General features: G+C 64.3%; 8 protein-coding genes. 4 read left to right on the forward strand and 4 right to left on the reverse strand.

Going from position 1 to position 10,265, the window contains the following annotated elements; all coding sequences use genetic code 11:
* The first annotated feature begins 212 nt into the window (after positions 1–212).
* Entirely contained in the window at positions 213–1,847 is a 1,635-nt protein-coding gene (locus EPB08_RS15030) for an MASE1 domain-containing protein (RefSeq protein ID WP_165418514.1), read from the forward strand.
* On the opposite strand, the gene EPB08_RS15035 is transcribed toward EPB08_RS15030, so the two are convergent.
* On the reverse strand, positions 1,844–3,451 hold the full coding sequence (locus EPB08_RS15035) for an amidase (RefSeq protein WP_130619936.1): 1,608 nt from the start codon (positions 3,449–3,451) through the stop codon (positions 1,844–1,846). The genes EPB08_RS15030 and EPB08_RS15035 overlap by 4 nt on opposite strands.
* A 154-nt stretch (positions 3,452–3,605) precedes the next feature.
* Here EPB08_RS15035 and EPB08_RS15040 point away from each other — a divergent pair, with 154 nt between their 5' ends.
* The gene (locus tag EPB08_RS15040) at positions 3,606–4,361 is read left to right on the forward strand and encodes a c-type cytochrome (RefSeq protein ID WP_130619937.1); all 756 of its coding nucleotides are present in this window, start codon (positions 3,606–3,608) and stop codon (positions 4,359–4,361) included.
* Positions 4,358–5,641 (forward strand): cytochrome c, encoded by a 1,284-nt coding sequence (locus EPB08_RS15045; protein ID WP_130619938.1) that lies wholly within the window; start codon positions 4,358–4,360, stop codon positions 5,639–5,641. Before EPB08_RS15040 ends, EPB08_RS15045 begins: the two co-directional genes overlap by 4 nt.
* A 13-nt stretch (positions 5,642–5,654) precedes the next feature.
* Here the strand turns inward: EPB08_RS15045 and EPB08_RS15050 are convergent, their stop codons facing one another.
* Entirely contained in the window at positions 5,655–6,647 is a 993-nt protein-coding gene (locus EPB08_RS15050; protein ID WP_130619939.1) for an NAD-dependent epimerase/dehydratase family protein, read from the reverse strand.
* A 91-nt stretch (positions 6,648–6,738) separates the two neighbouring features.
* Here EPB08_RS15050 and EPB08_RS15055 point away from each other — a divergent pair, with 91 nt between their 5' ends.
* Positions 6,739–7,632 (forward strand): LysR family transcriptional regulator, encoded by an 894-nt coding sequence (locus tag EPB08_RS15055; protein WP_130619940.1) that lies wholly within the window; start codon positions 6,739–6,741, stop codon positions 7,630–7,632.
* A gap of 27 nt (positions 7,633–7,659) precedes the next feature.
* Here EPB08_RS15055 and EPB08_RS15060 read toward each other — a convergent pair whose 3' ends face one another.
* On the reverse strand, positions 7,660–8,172 hold the full coding sequence (locus tag EPB08_RS15060) for a mismatch-specific DNA-glycosylase (protein ID WP_130619941.1): 513 nt from the start codon (positions 8,170–8,172) through the stop codon (positions 7,660–7,662).
* Between the two features lie 39 nt (positions 8,173–8,211).
* The gene (locus EPB08_RS15065; RefSeq protein ID WP_130619942.1) at positions 8,212–10,170 is read right to left on the reverse strand and encodes a hypothetical protein; all 1,959 of its coding nucleotides are present in this window, start codon (positions 10,168–10,170) and stop codon (positions 8,212–8,214) included.
* Positions 10,171–10,265 lie beyond the last annotated feature (95 nt).

Below are 10,265 nucleotides of genomic sequence, written 5' to 3' on the forward strand. Positions count from 1 at the left end.
GGCTTCAGCCGGGCTTTTCTTTGCCGAAACCGGTTGGGAAAAGGGAGACTTTTCCGAAAACTGAGTCTGTGATGAATATGTGATGAAAATTCCTGCGAGAATGGCGAAGGCGCAGGCAAATCCGGCAATCGGAGTCGCGCCTACCAAACAGGGGTTGGGTTTCAGCAGTGAAGATGTCTGGCAAGGGTATTGAACGCGTCTGGGGACGCTTCATGGCGCGTAGGGGAATCCAGCATGGGTTGGTGGCGGGCATCTATGGAGCCTGCTACGAGCTGGTCCGCGAAATCTCGGTAGCGAACTGGAATCTCTCCACGGGGCTGCGGGTGCTGTGCCTGTTGCTGGTGCCATATCGTTTCTGGCCAGCGATGATGATTGGCGAGGCGATTCCGCTGGCCTATCAGGGCTGGTTGCACCACGGTGAGTTCGGCTGGCCCTGGGCGGTCGTGATTGCCATTCCCCCCTTGTTGATGGTCGCTCCCGTCGTGGAGCTGGCCCGGCGCCAGCTGCCCTTGTTCCGTGGCGGGGAGCCTGACGTCACGGCGATGTTGGCCTATGTTCTGATCGGCGGCTCGGTCAACGCGTTGGCCAATACGTGGGGGCTGTCGACGGTGCACATGCCGCCAGGCGAGGCGCCGCTGGTCATCACGATGCATATCGTGCTGACCTATTTCCTGGGTAGTTACCTTGGAGCGCTGACCTTGGTGCCTGCGGTCCTGGCGTTCTGGCGGCCCGGAACCGGCTGGTCACGCTTCGCCACGGATACCGCGTTGCTTCGCGATAGCGTCGTCGGCGTGGTCCCGCCCCTGTTGCTCATGATGTGGGTTATCACCCACAGCAAGAATGATGAATTGGTCGAGATTGCCCGCATGGCGGCTTTCCTGCCTGCGGCCTGGATGACCTTGCGCCATGGCTGGCGGGGGGCGGCTATTGCCGGCATGTTGGCCAGCTTCGCGGTCGAGTTCTCGGTCGCCGTCACGGTCAGCCGCGACCCGGCCGTGATCCAGGCGCAGGCCTTGGTGGCCTTTGCCGTGTCCAGCCTGCTCATGCTGGGTGGCCGACTGCCGCTCGCGGTGAAAGGGGCTCGCGCCGATGCGCGTGGTGCCGCTGACTCACTGCGTGGCTTCCAGCTTGCCCAGCAGGGCCTCTATCAGGAAGAGCAGCGTCTTCGTCATGTGGCCGATTCGCTGGACCGGCTGGGCGCGTCCATGCTCGCGGGCCAGAAGCGCATGATGGAGCGACTGGGGCCGGTGCTCCCTTCGAACATGGGGCACTCCTACGCGAAGCATCTGGATCTGACGCAGCGCGAAATGGAGCGCCTGGCCAATGCGCTGCATCCGCGCTCCTGGCGTGAACGGGGGTTGGCCGCGACCTTCGAGGACGGTCCTCTGGCCCAGGCGGCGGCCATGGTCGGGGCCGAATATCGCTGCGAGTTTTCGGGCGCGGGCCTGAGCCAGCTGGCGCCCGACGTGCACATGATGCTCTACCGGCAGGCCTGCGAAGTGCTGGTGTACCTGCTTGCGCGCGAGCCGGTCAGGCGCATTCGACTGCAGATCCGTGGCGGCCGCACGCATGGGCGCCGCTGGGTGGTGTTGCGGGTAAGCGCCGCGCGGGCCGTCAGCTCGCAGCGGGGCCGACCTGCACCCGAGTGGCGCCAGTTGGTATCCCTGTTGGGTACCAACGGGCAGGGTATGGCGACGGTGCGCGAGCGTGCGCTGATCTATGGCGGCCTGGTGCACGAGCACGAGGACGAGGATCGACTCGGCGTCACGCTCTTGCTGCACGACGCCTTGCGAATTGGCGCATCCGCCGAAACCAGCCTGTTGTACGCCCGGCCGGCGTCGGCCTAAGGCGCCGGCGGCACCGGTTTGCCGCCCACCGTGTCAAGGAACGTCGGAGGCTGCCAGGCTTTGGCGTGCTGCTCGAAGCCATAGGCGATGGTGATCAGCGTCGGCTCGCTCCAGCGGGCGCCGAACAGCACGATGCCCACCGGCAGGTCGTGGGCGAAGCCGGCCGGTACGGTGATGGACGGATAGCCGGCCATCGCGGCGGGTTGCGAGGCACCGCCCACGGTAGGGTCACCGCTGACGACGTGGTCGCCGAGCACGGGATCCGTCACGAACGTGGGTCCCCAGGAGGGCGCGAGCAGTGCGTCCAGGTGATGTGCCTTCAGGGCAGCGTCGATGCCCTCGGGACCGGACAGTTGCTTGGATTTGGCCAGTGCCGTGAGATAGGCCTCGTCGCTGAGCGCACCCTTGGCCTGCGCCTGCTCGAACAGTTCCTGCCTGAACCATGGCATCTCGCGATCGGCCTCCTGCTGGTTGAAGGCGATCAGGTCGGCCAGGGTTTTCACCTTCAGGCCGGTACGCGTCGCCAGGTAGGTGTTGATGTCGTGCTTGAAGTCGTACAGCAGCACGGTCAATTCCGAGTCGCCCAGGTCTTTCAGATGGGGCAGTTCCACAGGGTCGACGATGATGGCGCCCTGTGCCTTCATCAGGGCGATCGACTCGTCGAGGATGCGATCCGCATTCGGTTCTGCACCGCCCAGCTCACGGACCACGCCGATGCGCTTGCCGCGCAGACCATCGGCATTGAGGAAACGCGTGTAGTCGGTGGCGTGACGGTCGGCATCGACGGTGGCCGGGTCGCGCGGATCGCTGCCGGCGATGACGCTGAGCAGCGCCGCGGCATCGGCGACGCTGCGCGCCATCGGACCGGCCGTGTCCTGGCTGTGGCTGATCGGCACGATGCCGCTGCGGCTCACCAGGCCCAAGGTCGGCTTGATGCCTACGATGCCGTTCGCGGCGGCAGGGCAGATGATGGAGCCGTCCGTTTCCGTGCCAATCGCGACCGTGACCAGGCCCGCGGCCACGGCGGCACCGGAGCCTGCGCTGGAACCGCACGGGTTGCGGTCGAGCGCATACGGATTGCGCGTTTGCCCGCCACGTCCGCTCCATCCGCTGCTTGCGTGATTGGAGCGGATGTTGGCCCATTCGCTGAGATTGGTCTTGCCGAGAATCACCGCGCCGTGGCTGCGCAGGCGCTGCACCAGGCCGGCATCGCGAGGCGCCGGCGCGTCCATCATGGCGAGCGAGCCGGCGGTGGTCAGCATGCGGTCGCCGGTGTCGATGTTGTCCTTTAGCAGGACCGGGATGCCATAGAGCGGTCCGCGCCGCTTGGTGCGCTTGCGCTGGTCGTCCAGTTTCTTGGCGATCTGCAGCGCGTCCGGATTGGTCTCCAGTACGGCTTTCAGCGTCGGGCCCGACTGGTCGATGTGGCGGACGCGCTCGAGGAACTGCCGGGCGATCGCGCTGCTGCTCAGGGTGCCTGCATCCATATCCTGCTGAAGCGTGGCGATGGAAGCGAAGGCGACGTCCGGCGCATCGGCCGCCACGAGCGGCGGCGTGACCAGCAGCAAGGGGAGAATGGCAAGGGCAAGCGGGCGGCGGAACATGGAGGCAGCCTCGGACAAAGTTGTGCGACATGATGTCGCAAAACGGCAGCCTATCGGAGTTTGCCGTGGCCCACTGAGGGGCGCTGCCTATAATGAACGACCGATATCGCCGCGCCGTCGCGGCGGCAGCGCACCACGCGTACTAGGGACGATCATGAAAGCGCTCTCAGCGAAGCTGCGGATGGCCACGCGTGTCTTTGGCGCATGGACGGGCATGCTCCTCCTGCTGCCCCTGGCGTCCTTGGCCCAGGATGCACCGCACCCGGATATTCCCGACACCCTCCGGCAGCGCATCGCGGCCTGCACGGCTTGCCATGGCGTGCATGGCGAAGGGACGCCGGAGAGCGGCTTCTTCCCGCGCCTAGCAGGCAAGCCGGCGGGCTATCTCGCGCGCCAGCTGAAGGATTTCCAGGAGGGCCTGCGCAAGTACGGTCCGATGGAATACACGGTGGGCCAGCTCAGCCCGGAATACATGCACGAAATCGCCGAATACTTCGCCGCACAGGAAGTGCCGTACAGCCGCTCGCCACTGCCGCAGCTGCCGGCGTCGACGATAAAGCGCGGCGAGGAACTGGTGACCCACGGCGACCCGTCGCGCGAGATTCCCGCCTGCGCGTCCTGCCACGGCAGCCAGCTGACCGGCGTACAGCCGGATATCCCGGGACTGGTCGGGCTTCCCTATGACTACATCAGTTCGCAGCTGGGCTCGTGGCGTACCAAGACGCGCGCCACGGTGGCGCCGGACTGCATGTCGGAGATCGCCAACCGCCTGAGCGAATCGGACATCAGCGCGGTCTCGGCATGGCTCGCCGGGCGTGAGTTGCCGGCGGACATGCATGCGCAGCAGGCCGGTTCGGTGACACCGCCGCTGCACTGCGGTGTATTGGGCGACAAGGGAGACGGCGCATGAAACGCGTACTGGCGATCGCGGTGGTGTTGCTGCTGGCGCTGGGTGGCTGGTGGCTGTTCCACATGCAGGTCACGCAGCCCGTCTCGCCCTCGGCCAGCGAGGTGACGGAGGCGACTCTCAAGGATCCGGCACTCATCGCCAAGGGCGAGTACCTGGCCGCGGTCGGCGACTGCGCGTCCTGCCATACGGAGCGGGGTGGCGTGCGCTATGCGGGTGGTCGCGTGCTGCCCACGCCATTCGGCAACATCCCTGCGCCGAACATCACGCCGGATCGCGAAACGGGACTTGGTGGGTGGAGCTTCGAGGACTTCTGGCAGGCACTGCATAGTGGCAAGGGGCGCCACGGCGAGCTGCTGTACCCGGTGTTTTCCTATACCTCGTTCACCAAGGTCACGCGCGACGATGCGCTGGCGATCTTTGCGTACCTGCAGTCGCTGCCGGCGACGAACCAGGCGGCCAAGCCTTTGGGGTTGGGTTTCCCCTACAGCGTGCGCAATAGCCTGAAGGCCTGGCGCGCGCTGTATTTCCAGGAGGGTGAATTCCAGCCCGATCCGACGAAGTCCGATGCCTGGAACCGGGGTGCCTACCTCGTGCAGGGCCTTGGCCACTGCAACGAATGCCATGCGCCGCGCGATTCGCTGGGTGGTTCGCAGAACAAGCCGTCGCTCGCGGGCGGTCAGATTCCCGTGCAGAACTGGTACGCGCCCGACCTGAGCACGCAGGCCAATGGCGGCCTGGAAGGCTGGAGCGAACAGGACATCATCGACCTGCTCAAGAACGGCCAGTCCGCACGCGGTGCTGCCTTCGGCCCGATGGCGGAAGTGGTGCAGCAGAGCACGCAGCATATGCGTGACGAAGACCTGCGCGCCATCGCGACCTACCTGCAGTCGTTGCCAGCGCGCGTGCCGGTGCCGGAGGAGAAGTCGCAGCTCGACACGCGGCCGATCCTGGCCCAGGGTGCGAAGGTGTACGCCGAGCGTTGCGCGGACTGCCACGGCAAGGATGGCAATGGCGTGGCCGGCGTCTATCCGCCGCTCAACGGGAATTCTTCCGTCAACGAGCCGAGCGGCATCAATGCCATCCGCGTCGTGCTGCTCGGTGGCTTCCCGCCGGTGACGAAGGGCAACCCGCGTCCCTATTCGATGCCGCCGTTTGCCCAGCAGCTCAACGACAGCGACGTCGCCGCCGTGGTCACCTACATCCGCCAGTCGTGGTCCAACCACGCCACGCTGGTGATGGAGCGCGATGTCATCAAGAATCGCCACACGCCGATCGACTGAGCATGGAACCTCGTCATGCGCCCCGTTCCGCGGGGCGCATGTCGTTGGCCGGCATGTGCGGGAGACAGCCCGCGCCAATGAGTGCGGCACGCACGGCCTCGTCGATCGGCGTGTAGAGATCATTGCCGAGGAAAGCGCGCAGCTTGCAGTCGTCAAGACGGATCGCCTCGCGCCACAGGTAGCGCATCTTGCACAGCTCGCGCAGCGTCTCGTTGAACGGCGATGCGAGTCGCGCGATCCACCAAGGGAAGGTCCCGCCGCGGATGTCCGTACGACTGGTAACCCGGCGGAATGCCGCGAGCATCTCGTGGCCGTCCAAGCACTGGCCGCCGAAGTGGAAGGTTTCGAAATCGCCCAGCTCCCGCTCGCGGTCCAGCAGTCGTGCCAGGGCCTCGCCCACATCGGGCAAATAGGCCCAGGCGTGGGCCAGATCGTAACGGCCGGGGTACTGCATGCGGCGGACTGGTTTGCCGGCCTGGGCCAGTCCCTGTGCGAACCAGTTGTTGCCTGCGCTGGGGCCAAAAAAGTCGCCACAGCGCAGCACCAGCGTGCGCACGCCGTCGATCGAGGCATCACGCAGCCTGCGCTCCATCTCTGCGCGGATTTCTCCCTTGCGGGTGCACGGGTGTTGCGGCGAGGCTTCGGTGAGCAAGGGAAAGGCGTCGGCGCCGTAGTTGTAGATCGTGCCCGGCAGCACGATGCGGGCGCGGTTCGCCCTGGCAGCAGCCAAGGTGTTGTCCAGCATCGGCAGTACCAGGCGCTCCCAGCCGCGATAGCCCGGCGGGTTCACGGCATGGACGATGACCTCGACCCCTGCTGCGGCACGCATGACGTCTTCGGCCTTCATGGCATCGCCGGAAAACCATTCGATGCCGTCCCTGCCGGCTTCCGGCGGCGTGCGCACGAGGGCGCGTACCCGCCAACCGTGCCGGCGCAGGGCCAGGCAGGTTTCGCGGCCGATGCCGCCATTGGCGCCGATGACGAGGGCGATGTGCTGAATGCTCATGGTGGGTTCCTCAGGGAAGGTGAGGAAAGCTTGCGGCGGGTCTAGCTCAAAGAAAATTGCCGAATACCGAAGGTCTGCTATAAAAATATGCATGGCCTCGAATGATCCCGGCTGGGAGCTCTACCGATCCTTCCTTGCGGTGATGCGGGAAGGCAGTCTGTCGGCCGCGGCACGGGCACTGGGTATGACCCAGCCCAGCCTGGGACGCCACATGCGGGAGCTCGAGTCCGCGTTGGGTTCCGCGCTGTTCGCCCGCTCGCCCCAAGGGTTGGCGCCCACCGAACTGGCGCATGAGCTGGTGCCGCATGCGCAGGCCATGGCGTCTGCGGCGGCGGCCCTGCAACGCACCGCGTCGGCGGGGCGAGAGGAGATCAGCGGCACGGTGCGCCTGACCGCCAGCGAGGTGATCGGCGCGGAAGTGCTGCCAGCCATCCTCACCGCGTTTCGGGAGCGGCATCCCGGCATCGTGATCGAGCTGGTGCTGTCCAACCAGACCACCGACCTGCTGCGACGCGACGCCGATATCGCCGTGCGCATGGTGCAACCGACCCAGGAGGCGCTGGTGGCCCGCCATGTGGGGCGCATCGAATTGGGCCTGTTCGCCCACCGTCGCTACCTCGACATGCATGGACAGCCCGCGACGCTTGCCGAACTCGCCGGGCACGCGCTGATCGGCTTTGATACCGAATTGCCGTATATCCGCAAGCTTCGACCCGTGGGCTTGCCCTACGCCCGCGAGCATTTCGCGCTGCGCACGGATAGCGACCTGGCATCGCTCGCGGCGCTGCGCGCGGGGTTCGGTATCGGCTTTGCGCAGGTCAACCTCGCGCGGCGTGACCCGCAACTGGTGCGCCTGCTGGCCGAGGAACTGTCCATGCCGCTGCCGACCTGGGTGGTGATGCACGAAGACTTGCGGCAGAGCCTGCGCGTCCGCAGGTTGTTTGCGCATCTGGTCGAGGCACTGGAAGCTTACGTAAGCGGGTAGTCGTTCGTGGGACCGAGGTACCGGCCCTCAAGTCCGCACGAGATCCGCCAGCGCCTGCCAGGGCGCCATGTCCCAGTGGCCGCGCGCCTGGCCGGAAGGGGAGGGCAGCACGAAGAGCTGGGTCTCACCCATGCGTTCGGCTTGCAGGCCATAGCCGGCGGAGCGGCCCAGAGCGGCCCGTGCCGCGGCCTTGCTGGTGAAGGCGAGTACGCGGGGCGCATGCCGCGCGATCCGCTGCTTCAATGCATCGACGTCGAACGCATCCCGTGGAAGCTCATCGTCGTTGCCCATGTGATGCTTGGCCAGATCGGTGAGACCGATGCCCAGCGCGGGGAGCAAGGTGAACTCGACTGGCGCGAACAGGCGGGGTGTCAATTGCACCGTGTGCAGGGTCCGCCAGAACATGTTGCCCGGATGCGCGTAGTAGGCGCCTTCCTGTGCCGAGCGGCGGCCCGCGGCGGTGCCGCAGAACACCAGCCGAAGGCCCGGTCGCAACAGATCGGGAAGAATCGGATCGGGTATCACGACAAGTGTTCCCAAGGCCGGACAGCTCCCGGATCATGGCCACGCGCGGGCAAATTAGCTGATCCTGCTCAGTTGCGCGCCATCGACCATCGCCAGCAAGCCTTCGTTAGTCGTGCGCAGGTCGCGATTATTCAGTTGCAGTGCTTCCACTTCGCGCTGCAACGAACCCGTCATTTGCTCACTTGCGCTGACACGGCGCTCCATGGATTCGACCCGGAGGCTTTCGAGGTCAAGCCCGTATTGATGCACGGCCGTACCTATCAGGGCGATCTGGTCGGGGCGGTACTGATCCCCACCAGACCGCTCACCCAGCAAGAAGATGCCGTTCAAGCGTCCTCGCACCATCATGGGAAATGCCAGCTCGCCTGGGATCGATTCGCGTCCATCATGCAGATCGACGAATCGCCCCGTATGCATCAGGTCGATGGCTACATCGTGGTTTGGGTCGATGACTGCGGGTGCTGCATGCAGAGTGGATTTCTGGAGTTCGTAATTCCCCGAAGATTCGAGTGAATAGAAGGCTGCGCCGTATGCGCCGCAAAACTCGAGGACCGCCCGCATGAACTTTTCCTGCAGCGCCGGTGCCTGGGATACATGCGCGGCCTTATCGAGGAAACGACGTAGCTTTTCGGCAGCCTCGTACCAGTGGTGGAAAAAGGTGTGGTCGACCCGATGGTTGACCCAGTGCTGAATACGATGGAAAGAAAGAATGATGCCCAGCGCCACCAGTGCATCGAACACGGCATTTTTTTCGCGCCCCTCGAAATGGAGCAGCTTGTCGACGCCCCACTCGGTAAGGCTGAATGCGACGAGCAGCATGGAGCTGATGATGGTGACAACCAGGGCGCGGTTGAGCGCGAAGCCAAAATCGAAGAGGCGATGACGTAGCAGGGCATAGCCGAATCCAGCCAGTGCCAGCAGTTGCACAACGTCGGCCGCAAAAACTGCGGAATAAAGAGGGACGGGCCAGCCCAGCTTTTGGTCTAAAACGAAAAGGAAATAGACCGCGTACATGGAACCCATGCAGACGCCTATCCAGGCCAGCCGCTGTCGCATAACCCCTTGGCTATGCCACCAGGAAAATGCGAGCGCGCCAAGTGCAAAAACAACGGAAATACAAACTACGGCGACGTAATACAGGCCCCAGACCTTCCATATTGCTGGTGTCCATAAAGTCGGAAAAATGTCGAGTGCAAATAAATAGGCACCTGCCGGCACCGCTGCAAAACAGGCCGTGTAAACGTAGAACGCATACCGTGCCCGCTTAAACCGCCAGATCGGCCGATCCTCCGGGTAGGTGAGCGCAAAAAGCGTAAATAGAACATACGCACTCGCATCAACGATGGGGTCGATGAATTGGGTGTAGAGGTCAATAACGGCGCCAATCGGTTGGGTGCCGATATAAATTCCCGAGGAACATAACAGCGCCAGCGTCAGTAACCGCATGGCGGGACTCTCGCCTCGGCGCACGCCGATCAACACTGCAATGACCAAGGTAAAGAACGCCACGGCGATGGAGCTCATGATGCTCACTTCCGCGGTCGCTGCATGGGGAAGAATGCCCTTGTCAGGCACAGGCTGCACCGAGAGATGGCTGGCACGATTCCCGGAGAACAGCGTAAATCCGATGGTTTCATCCGTCCCGACAAAGCGAATCGCAAGCACCGACTTTCGGTCAAATTTCACCAAGTCTCCTACCTTGGCGCCCGCCGCTGCCAGGGGCGACGCGGTGTCCATGGCCAGGATGGGGTAGCGACGAGCACTATCGGGATCGCCAAACGTTGCAGCCAGCGTGCCTGACTGAGCGGACGTCGCATGCTTCCAATGGCTCGCGGCCCACAGATCCATAATGAGGATCGACAGGGTGAGCGCGATGAGGCCCACACGCCAGCACCAGAGGGAAAATGTTCTTTTATTCATTGATTTATTTTTGTGTGGTCTTTCAATCAAGCGGGTGGTTATTTCAGTTGCATTCCCGTTGCCCCAAAACCTGGTGCAAGCCAGCCTGGGCATCCGATTTCCGAGCGCTGGGCGAAGTGTATGCAGGACCACTCGGCTGCGGTACTAGTATTTGAAAGCATGAGGCATGGCCGTAATGACGCCGGGGG

The sequence above is a fragment of the Dyella amyloliquefaciens genome (assembly GCF_004296575.1).
Lineage (GTDB): Bacteria > Pseudomonadota > Gammaproteobacteria > Xanthomonadales > Rhodanobacteraceae > Dyella > Dyella amyloliquefaciens.